Raw genomic sequence first — 19964 nt, forward strand, 5'->3', positions numbered from 1 at the left:
TGAACCGACGGCAGCCCCCCTGTCCAGAGTCCGACCACCATGCACACCCACACCATCTTCGTCATCTCCGATGGCACTGGCATTACAGCCGAGACCTTCGGCACGGCCATCATGGCCCAGTTCGACACCAAGTCGCGCCTGGTCCGCATCCCCTTCGTGGACACCATGGACAAGGTGCACCAGGCCGTGCGGCAGATCAACCATGTGGCCGAGTCGGAAAGCCACAAGCCCATCGTCTTCACCACCCTGGTCAACCAGGACATGCTCGACCTGATCGAGAGCCAGTGCAAGGGCAAGGTATTCGACATGTTCGGCACCTTCGTGCGCCCGCTGGAGCTGGAGCTGGGCCAGAAATCGCTGCACCGCGTGGGCCGCTTCGCCGACATCAGCGAGAGCAAGGAATACCTGGAGCGCATGGAGGCCATCAACTACACGCTGGCCCATGACGACGGCCAGACCCACCAGGACCTGACGGGCGCCGACGTGATCCTGGTCGGTGTGTCGCGTAGCGGCAAGACCCCCACCAGCCTGTACCTGGCCATGCAGTTCGGCCTCAAGGTGGCCAACTACCCGCTGATCCCCGAGGATTTCGAGCGCAAGCAGCTGCCGCCCGCCCTGGTGCCCTCGCGCAAGAAGCTGTTCGGCCTGACCATCGATCCGCAGCGCCTGTCCAGCATCCGCAACGAACGCCGGCCCGACTCCAAGTACGCCAGCCTCGTCAATTGCCGCTACGAGGTGGCCGAGGCCGAATCCATGATGCGCCGCAGCGGCATACCGTGGCTGTCGAGCACGACCAAGTCCATCGAGGAAATCGCCACCACCATCCTGCAGGAGGTGCTGCCCCAGCACCTGGGGCACTAGCGTCCCCTGCGCTGCTCAGGCCGGTACGTTCCAGCGCAGCATGGGCTGCTGCGGCAGCGTCTCGACCAGGTAGTCCACCAGGGCACGCACCTTGGTCGGCACGTACTGGCGGTCGCGAAAGCAGGCGAAGAAATCCAGCGTGGTGTCCTCGAAATGCAGCTGCCCCTTGCGCGCCGGGCCCAGGGCCAGCGGCTGCAGCAGTCCTTCGCGCATGTAGCGGTGGGCAATGAAGCTGCCGATCCAGACAATGCCGCCCCCGGCCACGGCCATCTCGGTCAGGGCATCCACGTCGCTGGCGATGGCGGTCACGCGCAGCTGCGGGTCCACGCGCTTGCCGTCGCGTGAAAACGGCCAGCGCATGAAGCGGCCATCGGCCTCGCGCCGGTACAGCAGGCAGGCATGGTCCAGCAGATCCTGGGCCGTCCGTGGCCTGCCATGGGCCTGCAGATAGGCCGGTGATGCACACAGCACGCGCGGCACGGCCGCCAGCTGGCGCACGGCCATGCCGGGCTCCAGCACATCGCGGTAACGCACGCTGATGTCCACGTCTTCCTTGAGCACATCCACCTGCCTGTCCACCACCAGCAACTCCAGCTCCAGCCGGGGATGCTGCGCGGCAAAGGCCGGCAGCAGCGGCGCCAGCACATGGCGGCCAAAGGCTGCCATGCAGGCGATGCGCAGCCGGCCCTGCAACTCGCCGTGCAGCTGGGACAGGTCGGACTGCGCTTTTTCCAGCTCCTGCAGCACGGGGCCCACGCGCGCCAGATAGCGCTCGCCCGCCTCGGTCAACGCCATGGATCGCGTGGTGCGCGTGATCAGCCGCGTGCCCAGCTCGCGCTCCAGCCGGGCGATGTTCTGGCTGGCCGCCGCCGGAGAAATGCCCAGCTGGCGCGCAGCCGAGGCAATGGAGCCGCCTTCCAGGGCTTTGACGAAGGTCTCGATGGAGCGCAGATTAGGCACAAAAAACTATGGATGAAAAATGGATTCATCAATATAGCTTACGAGTGCACCAAGCTGCAGCCCTCTACACGGCAGCACGGGCCTTGCCTACAGTCCTGCACTTGCCGCGCCGAATCGACAAGCGGCCTGACCGGATCCGTGTCCATGCCTCCTACCTCCGCATCTACCTCTGCCTCTGCCTCCATTTCCCCTGCAGCCCCCCGCAGCCGCAAGCTGCACCGCCGCTTCGCACCCATCGTCTTTGCCTTCTACATGTCGGCAATCATGGCGTTTCTGATGTGCTGCGCCATCGTCGGCGCCAACAGCGGCCTGGGCGCCGACTACCTGCGGCGCGTGATACAGGCCTATGTGCTGGCCATGCCCGTGGCCTTTGTCTGCGTGATGGTGGTGCGTCCGCTGGTGGGCAGGCTGGTGGCCGCCACCGTGCATCTCTGACGCGGCCCGTCGCAGGGCCGGACCGTTGTTTTCAGGGCCTTGGTGCGCTCAGGCCAGCGCCTGCGCTGCCAGGCGTGGCAGGCCCGCCACCAGTTCACGCCAGCCGGGCAGCTCGGCCCGGCCCGGCTTGCGCTCGCCAAAGAACATGGCCATCAGGTCGCCCTGGGCATCGAAGGCCTCGACCGAGGTGACCACGCCATCGGCCGTGGGCTTTTGCACGGCCCAGACGCTGGCGATCAGATCGCAGCGCAGATGCAGGTTGAAATCCGGGTCCATCACATTGATCCACTGTGCGCCGCCGGGCGTGTCCATGGGCTGGATGTTGTGCACGGGGCCGGTGTGGATCTGTATGCAGCCACCGCTGTCCACGAAGACCATGATGGGCAGGCCGTCCATGGCCGCATCGCCCAGCAACTGGGCCACGGACTCGGGAGCCAGCCGCGCGCAGTGGCCGGGTACCAGGCGGAAGGCCTGCTGGCGCTCGGCGCCAAACCGGCGCAGCAGATCGAAGAATTCATGCGTGTCCTGCATGGCGGCCCAGGCAGTGCTCAGGCCGGGCACGTCGATGGCCTCGTCGGCCTGCGGCAGCGCACGCGGGCGGGCACGGCGGAACAGGTAACCAGCGCTGGGCTCGGCGAAACGCTGCACCAGCGCCTCCCATGCCTGCAGGTCGGTGGACTCGCGCGCATGGACCTTGTGCACGGCACGGCCCTGCGCATTGAAGAACTGCAGGCTGCGCATGGCTGGCCTGCCGGCCTGGGCAGCCTGCTCGGTCACGGCATAGCCGGCATGCCATTGGGCAAAGAACATTCGCAGGTCGATGTCGCGGCCCAGGGCAAGGCCCACGCCGCCGTTGGCCGAAAGCTTCTGGTAGACCCCGGTCTTTTCGTGGACCGTGGACTCGTTGCGCGTCAGCGCCATCACGGGGCCGCAGTCCTGCAAGCCCTTCAGGATGGCCAGCCATTCGGCGCGCAGCGGCACGGCCTGGAGGCTGCCCTCATGCTGGCCCGCATGCGCGGCAATGGCGGCGCCTTCCGGCAGGCCCAGGGAATCGGCGGCCTCCTTGGCGCGCAGGCCACCCTGGCGCGCCCGCGCAAAGCGTTGGCGGACTGCGGGAGCATCGACGGGAATCAGGAGCCCGCCCTCCTCGGCATCGTGGACGGCGCTGCTCATTGCAGGGTGTCCAGCGGTGCGTGCCAGAGCGCATGGGGCACCGGCTGGGCTGCATGGACTCCGGGCAGAGACACTCCGGCATCGGGCACGGCGCGGTGCGAGCGCGACGGCGCGCCCGCATCGGCAACTGCCTGCCAGCGTTGCTGCAGGCGCCCCAGCAGGGCGCGCATGTCATGGGACAAGCCGCCTGCGCAGGCCAGGTTTTCGAGCTGCTCGGCCACCCGGGCGGCCATGGCCGGCCTATGGGTGTCGCAGCAGCCGTGGCCGAAGCCGGTCATCAGGGCCAGCGTGGCAGCCAGCGCGGCCTCGTTCTCGGGCAGCAGGTATTCCTCGTCCTGGGCAAGGCTCTCACTCTTGGATGGATGCATGGGGTTCTCCTTGCGTTTCAGTTGGCAGCGTTGCACATGCATGCGCCCGCGCCACAGGCGCATGCTTCAGAAATCCTTGACCATCGACACCCGCACATGGCGGCCGGGCTGGCTGTAGGCGTCGGCAATCGCCGTGCTGGCAGCCAGACCGCGCACATCGGCCCAGCGCCAGTACTTCTTGTCGGTCAGGTTGTAGATGCCGGCGTTCAGGCGCAGGTCGGGGCGTATGCGCCACTGGGCACTCAGGTCGGCCACGGTGGCCGAGGGGCTGAGCCAGGCGGCGTTGCCGTTGGACACGTCGCCGGCCTTCTTGCCGCTCCAGTGCGAGACGTTGAACTGCACGCCCACGGCAGAGCGCTCATAGCGCACGCCCAGCACCAGTTGCTGGGGCGAGATGGTGTCCAGCGGCTTGTCGGACTGCGTGTCCTTGCCGTCGGTATAGCCATAGGCCAGGCGCGTCTGCCAGTCGCCGCCGGCCCAGCGGCCCCAGTCGTAGTCGGCCTTGAGTTCGAAGCCGCTGATGCGGGCACGGCCCACGTTGATGGACTGGTAGATGGCGGGGTTGGCCGCGTTGCCGGGCTGGCCCGCAACCAGTTGCTGGTCGACGATGAAGTCCTTGTAGCGCCCCGTGAACACGGCGGCGTCCAGGCGCAGCCTGTCCATGCGCCCGCGCAGGCCCAGCTCGAAGGTCTGGCTCTTTTCGGGCCGCAGATTGGGGTTGGGAATGTTCCGGTAGAACGCCACCGGGTTCTCGAAGAAGGCATTGATCTGCCCGGCATTGGGCGCCCGGAAGCCCGCCGCGTAGTTGCCGTAGACGGACCAGACCGGGCTGGCCTGCAGCATCACGCCCAGCTTGGGCGAGAGCGCGGAGTCGGAGTTGCTGACCACGGTGGGCACAAAGCCGTTCTGCCGGGGCTTGATGCTGTAGTGCTCGGCGCGCAGGCCCGGGGTCACGCTCCAGGGGCCGTTGTGCAATTCGGCCTGGGCGAACAGGGCGGTGGCGCTTTCGGTGGTGTCGGGAAAGCGCTTGAGCGGGAAGCTTTCGCCCACGGGCGGCGTGATGCCGTTTTGCGCGTTGACCACCTTGTTGCGGAGGTAGTCCAGCCCGTAGGTGAACTTGCCGCTGGCCGAAGAACTCCAGCGCAGCAGGCGGCTGGCCTGGGCGTGCAGCTGGATCGCGTCCTCGTCATAGGTCACGTCGCGCTCGCGGTAGGGCAGGCCGATGCGCGTCTCGGTGACGAATTCGCGCGCGTCGGACTTCTGGTAGCTGGCCATCAGCTGCAGTTCGTCGGCCAGCGCTGTGCCCAGTTGCTGCCATTGGCCCTGCCAGCTGGCGCGCCAGCGCTTCATGTCGGTGCGCGAGTCGGAATTGGCCACGGTAGCCGAGCGCGCGGACAGCAGGGCGTAGTCGGCGCGCTTGTCCACGTTCTCGAAGGTGAAGACATGCTTTTGCACGGCGCTGGGCGTGAAGACCAGGCGACCCATCAGCGATTCGCTGCGGTCTTTCTCGGGATTGGGCGTGGTGCGCGCCGCGCCCGTCACGTTGTTCGTGCCCATGTTCTCCAGCGCGTGCGAGCGGCCCAGGCCCGCCGACAGCAGCCATGCCCATTCGGGGCTGGCACGGCCCGCCACGGTGGCGCCCAGCTTGCGGCCGTTGTCCGAGCCGTCGTAGCCGGCAGCCACGCGGCCGGCGATGCGCTTGTCCTTGCCCAGCAGATCGTCCGGCTGCACGGTCACGAAGTTGACCAGGCCGCCCATGCCGTCCGAGCCATAGAGCGCCGGCGTGGAGCCGCGCAGGATTTCCACGCGCTGCACCAGGCCCAGGTCCAGGTAGTCGCGGCCGAAGCTGTTGGCGCTGAAGCTGTAGCTGCGCGGCAGGCGCACGCCATCGACCAGCATGAGCACGCGGTTGCCGTCCAGGCCACGGATGTTGAAGCCGCTGTTCTGGTCACGCCCGGCCGACGAGGTCGCCAGCGAGAAGCGCGCCGGGGCGCGCGGCACCTCGACATTGGGCAGGAGGTTGACCATCTCGCGGATGTCGCTGGCCTGCTCGCGTTCCATGCGGTCGGCGTCGATCACGTCAATGCTCATGGGCAGGGTGTCAGGGTCCTGCACCTCGCGCGAAGCGCTGATCACCATCTCCTTGAGGGCCGGGGCACGGGTCCGTGCCCCGGACGCGGCCTGCGCCAGCAATTGCGTGTCGGCATCTCCGGCGTTTGCAACGTTTGCAACGTTTGCGGCGGCCTGCCCCGGATCCTGGGCCAGGGCAGCGGAGGCGCACAGCAGCGCGCAGGCGGCGACCAGGGGATGACGCGCCCGCCGGGCGCTTGATTGCATTGCGAAGTCGTAAGCCATTGCGAAGCCCTCTCTCTCTGATCAACATGGATGTGCGAGAGCTGGCTTCTGCTTGCAGCGGCTGGCGGGTGGCCCGCCAGCCGTTGGCGCGTCATGTGCTGGCTGGATGAAGAAAAATTATATGCGAATAGTTCTCATTTATTGGTTTGATCTAGCGCATGGGCCCCGGAACAAACCCTGCTGGCGCTGCGTGCCGCCAGGCAGCTATCTGTGCGACACCCACAGCGACAAGGCCCGCGACTGAAGACGCGGGCATGAAAAACAGCCCCCGCCCTACCCTTGCTGCGCCAGGCCTTCCGCCCCTGGTCGGGCGATGAAAAAAGGGCCCGGATGCCATGGCATCCGGGCCCTTTCTCCGGCTTGCTCCGCACCATGGCGGAGCAGCAACTGGTCAATGGCTGGTCAGTGGCGGATCAGGTGGTCGAAGGCCGACAGCGCAGCCGTGGAGCCGGCACCGGCAGCAATGATGATCTGCTTGTACGGCACGTTGGTGCAGTCGCCTGCGCCGAACACGCCGGGCACGCTGGTGTGGCCCTTGGCGTCGATCACGATCTCGCCGAAGCGTGTCAGCTCCACCGTGCCCTTGAGCCAGTCGGTGTTGGGCAGCAGGCCGATCTGCACGAAGATACCTTCCAGCGCCACGGTCTTGACCTCTTCCGTCGTGCGGTCCTTGTAGGTCAGGCCGGTGACCTTCTTGCCATCGCCGTTGACCTCGGTGGTCTGGGCGTTGAGGATGACCGTGACGTTGGGCAGGCTGCGCAGCTTCTTTTGCAGCACGGCGTCGGCCTTGAGCTCGCTGGCGAACTCCAGCAGCGTCACGCTGCGCACGATGCCAGCCAGGTCGATGGCCGCTTCCACGCCCGAATTGCCGCCGCCGATCACGGCCACATTCTTGCCCTTGAACAAGGGACCGTCGCAGTGCGGGCAGTAGGTCACGCCCTTGGTGCGGTACTTGTCCTCGCCCGGCACGTTCATGTTGCGCCAGCGCGCGCCGGTCGAGAGGATGACGGTCTTGGCCTTGAGGCTGGCGCCCGAGGCGGTCTGCACCTCGATCAGCCCGCCTTCCGTGGCGGCCGGAATCAGTTTGGACGCCGTCTGCAGGTTCATGATGTCCACCTCGTAGTCGCGCACATGGCGCTCCATGGCGGCGGCCAGTTGCGGGCCTTCGGTCTTGGAGACCGAGATGAAGTTCTCGATGTCCACGGTGTCCAGCACCTGGCCACCGAAGCGCTCGGCGGCGATGCCGGTGCGGATGCCCTTGCGTGCCGCATAGATGGCAGCCGCGGCGCCGGCCGGGCCGCCGCCGACGATCAGCACGTCGAAGGCATCCTTGGCGGAAATCTTGGCCGCTTCACGCGAAGCAGCGCCGGTATCGACCTTGGCCACGATCTCGGCCAGCTCCATGCGGCCCTGGCCGAAGCGCTCGCCGTTCACAAAGACGGTGGGCACGCCCATGACTTCGCGCTGCTCGACTTCCTTCTGGAACAGCCCGCCGTCGATGGCGGTATGGCTGATCTTGGGGTTGAGCACGGACATCAGGTTCAGCGCCTGCACCACGTCGGGACAGTTGTGGCAGGACAGCGAGTAATAGGTCTCGAAGTGCAGCGGCGCGTCGATATTGCGCACCTGCTCCAGCAGCTCGGCCGATTCCTTGGACGGATGGCCGCCGACCTGCAGCAGGGCCAGCACCAGCGAGGTGAATTCATGGCCCAGGGGGACGCCTGCGAAACGCACGCCGCTGTCCACGCCAGGATTGGTGATCAGGAACGAGGGCTTGCGCACCTCGGCGTCGTTGTGCTCGACGACGGTGATCTTGTCGCTCAGCTCGCGGATTTCCAGCAGCAGTTCCTTCAGCTCGCGCGCACCCTGGCTGTCATCCAGCGAAGCCACCAGCTCCACCGGACGCTGCAGGCGCTCCAGGTAGGCCTGCAATTGGGCTTTCAGGTTGTTGTCAAGCATGTCGGACTCCTAGGGAAATACGAATTTTCGGAAAAAAAAGCCCGGGCGCCAGGCACCCGGGCGTCTTCAACAGTTCAACTGTGAACAGGAAGCGGTGTACCGCTTAGATCTTGCCGACCAGGTCGAGCGAAGGAGCCAGGGTCTTGTCGCCTTCTTCCCACTTGGCGGGGCAGACTTCACCGGGGTGGTTGCGGACGTACTGGGCAGCCTTGACCTTGCGCAGCAGATCGACGGCGTTGCGGCCAATGCCTTCGGCGGTGATTTCCACGGCCTGGATCACGCCATCGGGATCGACGATGAAGGTGCCGCGGTCAGCCAGGCCCTGGCCGGGACGCAGGACTTCGAAGTTGTTGCTGATTTCCCAGGTGGGGTCGCCCAGCATCGTGTACTTGATCTTGCGGATGGTGTCCGACGTGTCGTGCCATGCCTTGTGCACGAAGTGGGTGTCGGTGGACACGGAGAAGACTTCCACGCCCAGCTTTTGCAGTTCGTCGTAATGGTCGGCCACGTCGCCCAGTTCGGTGGGGCACACGAAGGTGAAGTCAGCGGGGTAGAAGAAGAACACGGCCCACTTGCCCAGGACGTCCTTTTCGGTCACTTCGATGAACTTGCCATTCTTGAAGGCCTGCGTCTTGAAGGGCTTGATTTGGGTGTTGATCACGGACATTGCTGTTTCCTTTGTGGTTGGTGAGTGAACACAGGACGAAGTCTAGGCCCAGGCAATCGATTGATCCAATGAATTGATTGAATTCATCCAATTGCCAAAAACTATGTGAACATCCTTGGTCTCCAGGCCTGCGGGCTTGACCAGCCAGCCACTGGCCTGAAGAGGCTATTTTGGGCCGAAATATGACAAGGCAATGCAGCAACCCCGCAGCCGCGTCGGCAGCCGGCCCGCAAACGAGAACGCGCCTCATAAGCAGCCAATGCGCGATAACAGGGGTTTGCTTGATCTGACGCAGAAACCCTAGACAATCCACCCCTATAGCGGCCGGCGATCGGCGCGGTCCCCCACGTACAACAAAGGAGTTCCCCATGCAAGGCGACGCACAAGTCATCACCTGGCTGCAAGCCCAGCTCAAGAACGAGCTGACGGCCATCAACCAGTACTTCCTGCACTACCGCATGTACAAGCACTGGGGCTTCGACAGGCTGGCCAAGAAGGAATACAAGGAGTCCATCGGCGAGATGAAGCACGCCGACTGGCTCATGGACCGCATCTTCGTGCTCGACGGCCTGCCCAACCTGCAGGACCTGGGCAAGCTGCAAGTCGGCGAGGACGTGCCCGAAGCCCTGGCTTGCGACCTGAGCAGCGAGAAAACCGCGCAGCAGACCATCAAGGATGGCATCGCCCACTGCGAAAGCGTGCGCGACTATGTCTCGCGCGATCTGCTGCAAAAGATCCTGGACGATACCGAGGAGCACATCGACTACCTCGAAACCCAGCTGGACCTGATCGACAAGGTCGGCATCCAGAACTACCTGCAGTCGCAGATGGACGAAGAGTCCTGAGCATCGGACTCAGGGGCGGCGGCACAGGCCGCACCCCGCACTCGAAACGACGGGCCTGTGTGCCCGTTTTTTCATCTTCTGGCCCGGCTATCGGTCACTCGTCGGCATACCGCAGCGGAAACAACAGAAGAAAGGTCGTGCCGGTCTGCGCGGCCGACTGCACCTCGATCGTGGCGTCCAGCAATTCCGCCAGCCGCTTGACGATGGACAGGCCGATCCCCTCGCCTGCGCCGCTGCGGTAGCTGGCCGCCGCACCGCCTTGCTGCGGCGCGCCCCCGGTGCGGACCTCCCCGGACGCCGCCGTCCCCAGGTGGCCCGAAGGGTCCATGTCCGTGGCCTGCTTGAGGGCGGCAACCAAAGGCGCCGCAGGCGCCATGCCAGGGCCCGTGTCCCCGATGGAGAGCATCCAGCGGCGCCGGTCCTCCCCATCACCCAGAGCCCACTTCACCGTGACACCGCCCTCCTGGGTGTACTTGAGCGCGTTGAGTATCAGGTTCTGCGCGATGCGGCGCAGTTTCAAGGCATCGCCTTCCACCGGCATCGTCCCCGGCCCCTGCAGGTGCAGGTACAGGCCGCGATCGTTGGCCAGGGCCTGCAGTCCCTCGCACAGATGGGTGATCACCTCGGCTGCGTCAAAGGAGGTCAGCTGGCGATGCTCGCGCCCGGCGTGCAGCTTGGCCAGCTCCGTCACGTCATCCAGCAGATGGCGCAGCGACTGGACGTTGCGGTCCAGCATGCGCAGGAGTTTCTCGCGCGACTGCGCCGGCGCATGCTGCATGCCCAGGCCATGCGTCACATTGGCCACCACGCCGACGTTGCTGCGCAGGTCATGCGCGACCTGCTCCCACAGTTGCGAGCGCTGCAGGTCCAGCGTGCTCACGTCATGCAGCGCCGCTTCCAGGTCCCGGACATGGCCCTCGGCCTCCTGCTGCTGCAGGCGGAAATACTGGGTGCTGCTGTCCTGCACGTCGCGCGTGTAGGTGGCGGCCCAGGCCTTGCGCGCAACGGGCATGGCGCCATGCGCATCGGGATGCTCCTCGGCATAGGCCTCCAGTTGCGCCACCATGACTTCGTTGAGCAGGCCCAGCTCGCGCACGACTTCATGCAGGTCATAGCCCTGTTGCCAGCGGTGCAGGCCGTGGGCGGCGGCCTGCTCGCCATCGACCGGCGGCTCGGCAGCGCCTGCCGGGGCACCGCCGAGGGCCCGCAATTGCTGCTCGAACGCGGCCAGCACGGCCGGAATGTGATCGTTCAACTGGGTGCGGGGAAGCGCCTCGCCGGCGGTCAGTGCCGGGTCCCGCCTGACGGCCTTGCGCCATGTCTGCAAGAGTCCTTCGCGCTGCGCCGCGAGGGCGTCTGCCAGTCTGCAGAGTTCATTTCCTTGGCTTGTCATGGATCGGCATCCGTGGCGGTCTGTGGAGAGGGGAAAAATGCGTTGCGCCAAGGATGGTAAGGCCAAAAACCCGGCCGATCGGGCTCGTGCCGGCGCGCCTACAGGCCGGTGGGAAAGTGCACGCCCGCGCGCTGGGCAGCCTGCACGATGTGCGTGGCCATGGCCTGCTGCGCCAGTTCGGGCCTGCCCTGGGACAGGGCCTCGATGATGGCGGCATGCTCCTCGGCGGTCGCATGGCGCGCGCCGCGCTTGTAATACGGCAGGCGCTGGCTTTCCTGCATGACCTCGCCGCTGCCGCGCAGCACGTCGGCAATCGCATGGTTGCCCGAGATGGTGGCGATCTGCAGGTGAAACTCGAAATCCAGGCGCGTGGCCTGCACGAAATCGGCCAGCTCGATGCTCTGCTGCATGGCCTGCAGGTTGGCCTGCAGGGCCGCCACGTCTTCGGGCTGCACCACCAGGGCCGCCAGGCGTGCGACAAAGCCCTCCAGCGCATAGCGCAGCTGATAGACATCGGTGAGCGCATGCGAGTCGGCAAAGCGCCAGGCCTCTGCGGCAGAGGCCGGGGCGTCGGTGGCCTCGGTCACGTACATGCCCTTGCCGGGCCGCGCCACGACCAGGCCCAGCCCCTGCAGCGTGGACAGCGCCTCGCGCAGCGAGGTCCGGCTGATGCCCAGTTGCTCCGACAGGTCGCGCTGCGACGGCAGCAGCGCGCCCACCGGATACACGCCGCCCTCGATCCACTCGCGGATCACGCGGGCGGCATTGCCGGCAACGGCGGTGCTGGCGGAAGGACTGGAAGCGGTGCTGGGTTCCATGCGTTGGCAGGTCTCGGGGTCGGGGGCGGCAGGTGCGCTGATCTTAGCGACTGCGCACCGCTGCCGCATGGTCGTGGGTCGTGTGGTCGTGTAGTCGTGCGGCGTTAGTGCCTCTACTTGTTGACCAGCTTGGCCGGCACCGTATAGGTCAGGAAGGCGCCGAACAGCAGCACGCCGGCCAGCACGAACATGGCGGCATTGGTGCTCTGTGTCGCATCCTTGATGAGGCCGATCATGTAGGGACTGATGAAGCCGGCCAGGTTGGCAAAGGAGTTGATCAGCGCAATGCCGGCTGCCGCACCCGCGCTGGACAGGATGGCCGTGGGCAGGCTCCAGAACAGCGGAGACGTCGCCAGGCTGCCGCCCGCGGCCAGCGCCAGGGCGGCCAGCGACAGATAGACGTTGCCGCTGAAGATGGCCGACAGCATCAGGCCCGCTGCGCCCACGCAAAACGGCACGATCAGGTGCCAGCGGCGCTCGCGCATGCGGTCCGAACTGCGGCTGACCAGGTTCATGGACACCACGGCCACCGAGAACGGCACGGCCGTCAGCAGGCCGATGTGAAAGGCCCCCTCCACGCCCGACTGGCGGATCAGGCTGGGCAGCCAGAACGTGAGCCCGTACTGGCCCATGACGGTGCAAAAGCAGATCAGGGCCATCTTGACGATGCGCGGGTCGGAGAACAGCGCGCGCAGCGTCACATGGCTATCGCTCTTGCTGGCGTTCTCGCGGGCGATGTTGCGCTCCAGCAGGGTCTTTTCCGCCTCGGTCAACCAGCGTGCGGCGCGGATGCCGTTGTCCAGGTACCAGAGCACGGCCAGGCCCAGGATCATCGAGGGGATGGCCTCGAGCAGGAACAGCCATTGCCAGCCGCGCAGGCCCGCCACGCCCTGCATCAGGTCCATGATGCCGCCCGACAGCGGGCCGCCCAGGATGCCCGAGACCGGAATCGCGCACATGAACAGCGCCACCATGCGGGCGCGCCGGTACGACGGAAACCAGTAGGTCATGTACAGGATCATGCCGGGGTAGAAACCCGCCTCGGCCGCGCCCAGCAGAAAGCGCAGCACGTAGAACTGCGTGGGCGTGCTCACGAACATCATGGCCGCCGAGATCAGGCTCCACATGATCATGATCCGCGAGATGGTGGCCTTGGCGCCTATGCGGTGCATCAGCATGTTGCTGGGCACCTCGAAGAAGAAGTAGCCGATGAAGAACAGCCCCGCACCCAGGCCGTACATGGCCTCGCTGAACTGCAGGTCGGCCAGCATGTGCAGCTTGGCGAAGCCCACGTTCACCCGGTCCAGGTAGGCCGCCACATAGCAGGCCATGATGAAGGGCAGCAGGCGCCAGGCCACCTTGCGGTAGACGGCGGCCTCGGCCGGCGTTTCGCTGGCCAGCGCCGGCGCCGTGCCGGCGACCTCGGCAGATGCGGGAAGAGATGACATCAGGGAGTCCTTGGTTGAGGAGTTGCGACCAACTGGTATTACCGGTATGAAATTACGAAGCGAACGGTACTCCCAGCGCTTTGCCATGTGCACTCGCATTTACCCCAACTCAACACAAGCAAAGCTAATTCCCCGAGGTTTGACAAAAATCCGGTCCAACTGCAAACTGGTATTACCAGTACGAAAACAAGAGGCAAAACTTCGTGAACACCTTGTCAGAGACCCGCCCCGCCAGCCTTTGCCTGCGCGCCCAGCCGCTGACCGCCAAGGCCTTTGCCGAGTTTGGCGAGGTCCTGGACAGCACAGGCCACACACCGCTGCTCATCAACGATGGCATGACTGAGCGCTACCACGCCCTGGCCCGCGTGGACACGGGCGGCAGCGAAGGCCATGGGCTGATCAATCTGTTCCATGCCCGGCCCTATGCGCTGCCCCTGCGGCTGACCAGCATGGAGCGCCACCCCCTGGGCAGCCAGGCCTTCATGCCGCTGGATGCACAGCCCTTCATCGTGGTGGTGGCCCCCCTGGGCGAACAGGTGGCAACCGCCGACCTGCGCGCCTTCATCACCAACGGCCGCCAGGGCGTGAACTACCGGCGCGGTGTCTGGCACCACTCGCTGATCGCGTTGAATGCGCCGGCGCGCTTCATCGTGATCGACCGTGGCGGCCCTGGCGACAACTGCGACGTGCTGCCCATCGGCGGCGCCGAGGGCGTTGTGCTGGACCTGGGCAGCGCGCAGGCCTGAGTTCGGCCCCGCCCAATGAACCAATGAACAAAGCCGCCCGAGGGCGGCTTTGTGCTGCATGGCGGCGGGCGGACTCAGGCGGGCACCAGAAAGTCCCGGCTGATGCCCTGGCCCAGGTCGTGCACGCGGTCCAGGAACTGCGTGAGATAGGCGTGCAGGCCCGTGGCCAGGATTTCGTCGATGCGCGCATAGCGCAGGTCGGCCAGCAGGCGGCCTGCCTTGCGCTGGGTCTCGCGCGACTGGGCGTTGGCCACGCTTTCCAGGTTGGCCACCACCTCCAGCATGCTGGCCAGCAGCGAGCGCGGCATGTCGCTGCGCAGCATCAGCAGCTCGGCCACGCGCTCGGGCGTGATCACGTCGCGGTAGACCTTGCGGTAGACCTCGAAGGCCGAGACGCTGCGCAGCAGCGCGCTCCAGTGGTAGAAGTCGAACGGCGTGGCTGCCTTGCCCGATGCGCCGTTGCGTGCGCTGCCGTGGTAGTCGCGCTCGATGGCGTGGAACTTCACGTCCAGCAGGCGTGCCGTGTTGTCGGCGCGCTCGATGAAGGTGCCCAGGCGCAGGAAGTGGAAGGCCTCGTCCTGCAGCATGGTGCCCAGCGTCACGCCGCGCGACAGGTGCGAGCGGTGCTTGACCCATTCGAAGAACTGGCCCGGATCGCGCTCCCAGTCGCCCTCGGCCAGCAGGCGCTTGAGCTCCAGCCAGGTCTGGTTCTGGGTCTCCCAGGCCTCGGTGGTCAGGGCGCCGCGCACGGCGCGCGCGTTCTCCCGCGCAGCGCGCAGGCAGGAGGCGATGGACGAGGAGTTGCTCTCGTCGCGCACCATGAAGTGCAGCACGGCCTCGCGCTGCACCTCGCCGTGGCGGGCAGCGTAGGAGGGGATCAGCTCGCTGATGGACAGCACGCCCTGCCAGGCCTTGCGCGCCACCTGCGGCGCCTGGGGCAGCATGGAGGTGTCATAGGAGACGTTGAGCATGCGGGCGGTGTTCTCCGCACGCTCCGTGTAGCGGGACATCCAGTACAGATGATCGGCAGTACGGCTGAGCATTCAATGTCCTCCCTCGTTTGACTCACCGGCCCCGAGCACCCAGGTGTCCTTGGTGCCGCCGCCCTGTGATGAATTGACCACCAGCGAGCCCTCCTTGAGCGCCACGCGCGTGAGGCCGCCGGCCACCATGCGCACCTGGTTGCCGCTGAGCACGAAGGGCCGCAGATCGATGTGCCTTGGTGCGATGCCCTGCTCCACCAGGGTGGGGCAGGTGGACAGCGCCAGCGTGGGCTGCGCGATATAGCCGCCGGGATTGGCGATGAGCGCGCGGCGGAAATCCTCGATCTCGCCGCGCGAGGCGGCAGGCCCGATCAGCATCCCGTAGCCACCGGCGCCGTGGACTTCCTTGACCACCAGCTCGTCCAGGTGGTCGAGCACGTAGCGCAGGTCATCGGGCTTGCGGCACAGCCAGGTCGGCACGTTCTGCAGGATGGGCTCCTCGCCCAGGTAGAAGCGGATCATCTCCGGCACATAGGGGTAGACCGATTTGTCATCGGCCACACCCGTGCCCGCTGCATTGCAGATGCTCACGTTGCCGGCACGGTAGGCGCGCATGAGGCCGGGGCAGCCCAGCGTGGAGGTGGGGCGGAAGACTTCGGGGTCGAGAAAATCATCATCCACGCGCCGGTAGATCACGTCCACGCGCTGCGGACCGCGCGTGGTGCGCATGTAGACAACGTCCTTGTCCACCACCAGGTCCTGGCCCTCGACCAGCTCCACACCCATTTGCTGGGCCAGGAAGGCATGCTCGAAGTAGGCGCTGTTGTGCATGCCGGGCGTCAGCACCACCACCGTGGGCTCGGGCGTGCCGGCCGGCGCGCTGGCGCGCAGCGTCTCCAGCAGCATGTCGGGATAGTGGGCCACGGGCTCCACGGGATGGCGCGAGAACAGGTCCGGGAACAGCCGCATCATCATGCGCCGGTTCTCCAGCATGTACGACACGCCCGACGGCACGCGCAGGTTGTCCTCCAGCACGTAGTACACGCCCTCGCCCTGGGCATTGGCGGCGCGCACGATGTCGATGCCGGCAATGTGGGCGTAGATGCCGCCCTGCACCGCCAGGCCCCGCATCTCGGGCCGGTACTGGCTGTTGTTCAGCACCAGTTCGCGCGGCACCAGGCCCGCGCGCAGGATCTCCTGGTCGTGATAGACATCGTGCAGGAAGCGGTTGAGCGCCGTCACGCGCTGCACCAGGCCCGCCTGCATTCGCGACCACTCATGTGCGGGAATGACGCGCGGTATCAGGTCGAAGGGGATGAGGCGCTCGTTGCCGGCGCCGCTTTCGTCCTTGTCGCCGTAGACGGCGAACGTGATGCCGACGCGCCGGAAGATGATCTCGGCCTCGGCGCTGCGCGCTCGCAGCGTCTGTTCGGACTGGCGCGCAAGCCATTGCGCGTAGTCCTTGTAGTGCAGGCGCACATCGCTGCCGTCGAACGGCGTCATCGTGTACATCTCGTCAAATGGATGCATTCGTCACCTCCTGTCGCTGCATGTGTACGGGGTCTAGCAAGCTACGGGCCAGCCCTCGTATCGCACCAGTGTAGCGATAGGTAACCTCAATCCGGACAAGCGGTATCCAGCATATGCATCCTGTTCCGCCATCGGCGCACGCCCTATCCGCCCTGCCCCTGCGTGACGTGCACATCCCAATAGCGGCGCGCCCTTTCCCGCTCGCAGACCAGGTGCACGGGGTCCGAAGAGCGCCAGTGCGCCGCGCCGCAGCGGGCCGACTGCACCACGCCGGCGCCATGGGCCTCATAGCGGCGCACCACCTCGGGGACAGGATGGCCATAACGGCTGCGATATCCCGCCTGCACCATGGCCCAGCGCGGTGCCAGGGCCTGCACCAGGGCGGTGCTCGATGAAGTGCGGCTGCCGTGGTGGGGCACCAGCAGCCACTGCACGGGCGTGAGGGCGCCGGCCCGTGCCAAGGACCGCTCCTGCGCAGCCTCGATGTCACCGGCCAGCAAGGCCTGCACGCCAGATGCCGAGCGCAGCAACAGCACGCAGCTGCCCGCATTGGCATGGGCCAGCGCCAGTGCGGAGGGCAACCGTTCGCCGGCAGACGGATGCAGCACCTCCAGCCGCACGCCATCCCATTCCCAGTGCTGGCCCGCCTGGCAGCGGCGCACAGCGCCCAGGCCGGCCAGCGCAGGGTCAAGGATCACGGAATCCGATCCCCAGACCTCAGCCTGCGGCTGCGCGGCATGCACGGCCAATGCACCGCCCGTGTGGTCATTGTCGCGGTGGCTGAGCCACAGGGCATCCAGCCTCAGACCCAGAGCCTGCAACAGCGGCACCAGCACCCGGTCGCCGGCATTGCTGTCCAGGCCGTACTGCGGCCCCGTGTCATACAGCAAGGCATGCCGCGCCGTGCGCACCAGCACGGCATTGCCCTGGCCTATGTCCACGGCCATCAGATCGAACTCGCCATGCGCCGGTGATGGCGACGGCCACCACAGGACCGGCAGGCACATGGCCAGGCCCCAGCAGCGCCATCCGGCAGGCACCGGAGCCACCAGCGCCAGGCCACCGCACAGCGCAGCCAGCCCTGCCCACAGCGGCGGCTGCGGCAGTTGCACCACGGCCCATGCCCACTGGTCCAGCCATTGCAACAGCTCCAGCAGCGGGTCCAGCGCCAGCGCCGCGCCTGTCCACAAAGGCGGCCACAAGGCCCCCAGCAGGGCCAGCGGCGTGACCACGAAGGTCACCCAGGGAATGGCCGCCAGATTGGCCAGCAGCCCCGACAGCGACAGCTGGCCGAACAGCATCAGACCCAGCGGCGCCAGCGCCAGCGAAATGCGCCATTGCTCGCCCCACAAGGCCAGCGCACGGGCAGGCAGCGAAGGCCGCTGCGCGCCCTGCATGCGCGCATCGGTGGCCAGCAGCACGCCCACGGCCACAAAGCTCAGCCAGAAGCCGGCCTGCCACAGGGCCCAGGGGTCCAGCACCACGACCACGGCCAGCGCCAGGCACCACACGGCAGGCCAGGGCCAGCGCAGTCCGGCGCCGCGCAACACAGCCACGCTGGCCAGCATGCAGACGGTGCGCTGCGCCGGCAGTCCCCAGCCGCTGAACAGCGCATAGCCGCCCGCCAGCAGCACGCCGGCCAGCAGGGCCGCCTGCGGCGCCGGGCACCACAGGCAGGCCCGTGCGCTGCAGCGCCACAGCCGCCCCACCACCAGGGCTGCCAGCCAGGCGAACAAGGTGATGTGCAGGCCGGAAATGCTCATCAGATGGGCCACGCCGGTATGCCTAAACAGCGCCCAGTCATCCCGCGCAATGGCCTGCTGATCACCCATGGCCAGGGCGGCCACCACACCCAGCATGCGCGGCGCATGGGCAGGGTCCAGGCCGATGCGCTGCAGGGATGCCGCAAGCGCGGCTGTGCGGCCCAGGATGGCGTCGCGCATCTGCTGGCGCCAGCGCTGCAGGGCATGGCTGCCGGTGTCGGCCAGTTGGCGTGCAGCGGGCTGTTCGCGCACATGGCCCGTGGCCTGCACGCCCTGCTCCCACTGCCACAGCTCATAGTCGAAACCGTGGGGATTGCGCGCGCCATGCGGGCGCTTGAGCCGCACGGTCAGCGCCCAGCGCTGGCCCGGCCGCAGATCGGGCAGCATGGCAACACCCCTGGACTGCTGGCCCCGGGGGGCATACCAAGACAATTCGATCAGTGCAGGAAACGGCGCCAAGACCTCTTCGCTGCCGACGATCCGAGCCTGCTCCACCTCCATGCGCCAGCGCATGCCCTGGGCCATGTTCTGGGGAAGAGATGCCACGACGCCGACGATGCGCAGGTCACGCCCCTCCAACGGCGCAGACAGCGCCTGGCCCGCAAAGTCCTGGGCCCGCCAGCCGGTCAACCCGCCCACCAGCAAGGCAGCGCAGACAGCGGCCCACAGGCGGTGCACACCACGGCCGCGCCGGCCTGCCCATGCCCTCCATGCCAGGCCTGCCAGCCCCATGCCCGCCAAGAGCAGATACATCCACAGCGGCCACAGGCGCGGCTGCGTGACCTGCCAGGCCGCACCGGCCACGCAGCCGAGCAGCAGGGGCGTCCAGGAAGACGGTGAGAGGGTTTGGGCAGGTGCCGCAGGGTGCATCCACACATGCTAGGAGCGGATGCCGCGCAGCCACCATGCAGCGCCTCGGATTCAGACAACAATCAGACTGGCGGAAGCCCAGGCCCTGACATGCCAGGGTGCAAGGGGCTGTGTCACACTGTCCGCCACCCCGGCACTGGTGCCGGATTTTTCTTGTCTCGAAGGAATCAACGATGAGCGTTTACGAACAACTGAAGGCCCTGAACATCGAACTGCCGTCGCCTGCCATCCCGGCGGCGGCCTACGTGCCCTATGTGCAGACGGGCAATCTGGTGTTCCTGAGCGGCCATATCGCGCGCAAGGACGGCAAGGTCTGGGCCGGCCAGCTGGGCCGTGATCTGCAGACTGCCGACGGCCAGCAGGCCGCGCGCGCCATCGCCATCGACCTGATGGGCACGCTGCAGCATGCCGCCGGCGGCGACCTGGGCCGCGTGCGCCGCATCGTCAAGCTGATGTGCCTGGTCAACTCCACGGGCGACTACACCGAGCAGCACCTGGTGGCCAACGGCTGCAGCGAGCTGCTGGGCCAGGTCTTCGGCGATGCCGGCACGCATGCGCGCAGCGCCTTCGGCGTGGCCCAGATCCCGCTGGGCTCCTGCGTGGAAATCGAGCTGATCGCCGAACTGGCCTGATCGGCAGCATGCCGCCGCACGGCGCCGCCGTGCTCGCAGGCTGCTAGAAGTTCTCCCATTGGCCATCCTCGGCTGCCGGTGCGGCAGGCCGGGGCGCCGAGGCCAGCTTGGGCGCCGCCGCCCTTGCTGCGGCAGGCCGCGCGGCAACCGGCCCGGCA

General features: G+C 66.8%; 17 protein-coding genes. 5 read left to right on the forward strand and 12 right to left on the reverse strand.

All coding sequences use genetic code 11. The features are described 5' to 3' along the window. Positions 1–39: 39 nt before the first annotated feature. On the forward strand, positions 40–861 hold the full coding sequence (locus ACM14_RS09750) for a pyruvate, water dikinase regulatory protein (RefSeq protein WP_012206864.1): 822 nt from the start codon (positions 40–42) through the stop codon (positions 859–861). A 15-nt stretch (positions 862–876) separates the two neighbouring features. Here ACM14_RS09750 and ACM14_RS09755 read toward each other — a convergent pair whose 3' ends face one another. Further along, positions 877–1821: a LysR family transcriptional regulator gene (locus ACM14_RS09755; protein WP_043819159.1), complete on the reverse strand. Its 945-nt coding sequence runs from the start codon at positions 1819–1821 to the stop codon at positions 877–879. A gap of 144 nt (positions 1822–1965) precedes the next feature. On the opposite strand from ACM14_RS09755, the gene ACM14_RS09760 reads away from it, so the two are divergent. Further along, positions 1966–2256 (forward strand): DUF2798 domain-containing protein, encoded by a 291-nt coding sequence (locus ACM14_RS09760; RefSeq protein WP_063325360.1) that lies wholly within the window; start codon positions 1966–1968, stop codon positions 2254–2256. A 48-nt stretch (positions 2257–2304) separates the two neighbouring features. Here the strand turns inward: ACM14_RS09760 and ACM14_RS09765 are convergent, their stop codons facing one another. From ACM14_RS09765 to ahpC, 5 genes are all read right to left on the reverse strand, one after another. Then, positions 2305–3429, reverse strand: a complete 1125-nt coding sequence (locus tag ACM14_RS09765; RefSeq protein WP_065346044.1) for a hemin-degrading factor — start codon at positions 3427–3429, stop codon at positions 2305–2307. Further along, entirely contained in the window at positions 3426–3797 is a 372-nt protein-coding gene (locus ACM14_RS09770; RefSeq protein WP_065346052.1) for a hypothetical protein, read from the reverse strand. The genes ACM14_RS09765 and ACM14_RS09770 overlap by 4 nt, the downstream gene beginning before the upstream one ends. 66 nt (positions 3798–3863) lie before the next feature. Beyond that, positions 3864–6152, reverse strand: coding sequence for a TonB-dependent hemoglobin/transferrin/lactoferrin family receptor (locus ACM14_RS09775; RefSeq protein WP_065346045.1), 2289 nt, complete (start codon positions 6150–6152; stop codon positions 3864–3866). Positions 6153–6554: 402 nt separating this feature from the next. After that, positions 6555–8111 carry an alkyl hydroperoxide reductase subunit F gene (gene ahpF / locus ACM14_RS09780; RefSeq protein ID WP_065346046.1) on the reverse strand — a complete coding sequence of 519 codons (1557 nt, stop codon included), beginning with the start codon at positions 8109–8111 and terminating at the stop codon, positions 6555–6557. 103 nt (positions 8112–8214) lie between these two features. Next, on the reverse strand, positions 8215–8778 hold the full coding sequence (gene ahpC / locus ACM14_RS09785; protein ID WP_012206871.1) for an alkyl hydroperoxide reductase subunit C: 564 nt from the start codon (positions 8776–8778) through the stop codon (positions 8215–8217). 368 nt (positions 8779–9146) lie between these two features. Between ahpC and bfr the strand changes: the two genes are divergently transcribed. Further along, positions 9147–9623: a bacterioferritin gene (gene bfr / locus ACM14_RS09790; RefSeq protein ID WP_012206872.1), complete on the forward strand. Its 477-nt coding sequence runs from the start codon at positions 9147–9149 to the stop codon at positions 9621–9623. Between the two features lie 94 nt (positions 9624–9717). On the opposite strand, the gene ACM14_RS09795 is transcribed toward bfr, so the two are convergent. From ACM14_RS09795 to ACM14_RS09805, 3 genes are all read right to left on the reverse strand, one after another. Continuing rightward, positions 9718–11016: a sensor histidine kinase gene (locus ACM14_RS09795; protein ID WP_065346047.1), complete on the reverse strand. Its 1299-nt coding sequence runs from the start codon at positions 11014–11016 to the stop codon at positions 9718–9720. A 98-nt stretch (positions 11017–11114) separates the two neighbouring features. After that, positions 11115–11834 (reverse strand): FadR/GntR family transcriptional regulator, encoded by a 720-nt coding sequence (locus tag ACM14_RS09800; protein WP_043795813.1) that lies wholly within the window; start codon positions 11832–11834, stop codon positions 11115–11117. A 113-nt stretch (positions 11835–11947) separates the two neighbouring features. Beyond that, a complete protein-coding gene (locus tag ACM14_RS09805; RefSeq protein ID WP_065346048.1) occupies positions 11948–13282 on the reverse strand; it encodes an MFS transporter in 1335 nt (444 codons plus the stop codon). Positions 13283–13485: 203 nt separating this feature from the next. Here ACM14_RS09805 and ACM14_RS09810 point away from each other — a divergent pair, with 203 nt between their 5' ends. After that, entirely contained in the window at positions 13486–14028 is a 543-nt protein-coding gene (locus ACM14_RS09810) for an ureidoglycolate lyase (protein WP_065346049.1), read from the forward strand. Positions 14029–14102: 74 nt separating this feature from the next. On the opposite strand, the gene ACM14_RS09815 is transcribed toward ACM14_RS09810, so the two are convergent. The 3 genes from ACM14_RS09815 to ACM14_RS09825 form a co-directional block, all read right to left on the reverse strand. Continuing rightward, positions 14103–15071 carry an alpha-E domain-containing protein gene (locus ACM14_RS09815; protein ID WP_012206877.1) on the reverse strand — a complete coding sequence of 323 codons (969 nt, stop codon included), beginning with the start codon at positions 15069–15071 and terminating at the stop codon, positions 14103–14105. Beyond that, positions 15072–16541, reverse strand: coding sequence for a circularly permuted type 2 ATP-grasp protein (locus tag ACM14_RS09820; RefSeq protein WP_012206878.1), 1470 nt, complete (start codon positions 16539–16541; stop codon positions 15072–15074). It abuts the gene before it with no gap. A 143-nt stretch (positions 16542–16684) separates the two neighbouring features. Next, on the reverse strand, positions 16685–19174 hold the full coding sequence (locus ACM14_RS09825; protein WP_065346050.1) for a DNA internalization-related competence protein ComEC/Rec2: 2490 nt from the start codon (positions 19172–19174) through the stop codon (positions 16685–16687). Positions 19175–19347: 173 nt separating this feature from the next. Here ACM14_RS09825 and ACM14_RS09830 point away from each other — a divergent pair, with 173 nt between their 5' ends. Then, positions 19348–19806: a RidA family protein gene (locus ACM14_RS09830; protein ID WP_012206880.1), complete on the forward strand. Its 459-nt coding sequence runs from the start codon at positions 19348–19350 to the stop codon at positions 19804–19806. The last annotated feature ends 158 nt before the right edge of the window (positions 19807–19964 follow it).

The organism is Delftia sp. JD2 (assembly GCF_001682645.1).
In the GTDB taxonomy this organism is placed as follows: Bacteria; Pseudomonadota; Gammaproteobacteria; order Burkholderiales; family Burkholderiaceae_C; genus Comamonas; species Comamonas acidovorans.